The 263-nt window shown below is 43.7% G+C and carries 1 protein-coding gene; it reads right to left on the bottom strand.

What is annotated here, in order from left to right; translation table 11 throughout:
* Positions 1 to 263 (bottom strand): prealbumin-like fold domain-containing protein (locus tag FD50_RS12785; protein ID WP_268872008.1); only part of this gene is annotated, 263 nt, incomplete at both ends.

Raw genomic sequence — 263 nt, 5'->3', positions numbered from 1 at the left:
GTTGCCGAAACTGTAGCGACCTTAGCTGTTGTTTGTAGTTCAACTGTGAAGTTCAGTTTGGTATCGTTTAACTCATATCCTGCAGGAGCACTTGTTTCCTTAAAGTAGTAGTCTCCCGGTTTCAGACTGCCTACTTTGATCTGTCCAGCTGCATCGGTGGTTAAGCCACTGGCAACTTTTGTGCCATCTTTTTTGTAGAGATCAAAGACCGCACCAGACAATGTCTTTCCTGTATCACTATCTGTTTTGGTTAAGACCACTGA

This window comes from Liquorilactobacillus satsumensis DSM 16230 = JCM 12392 (assembly GCF_001435195.1).
Classification (GTDB): domain Bacteria; phylum Bacillota; class Bacilli; order Lactobacillales; family Lactobacillaceae; genus Liquorilactobacillus; species Liquorilactobacillus satsumensis.
The sequence above is the reverse complement of the archived record's forward strand: the minus strand, read 5'-3'. Positions and strand labels throughout refer to the sequence as shown.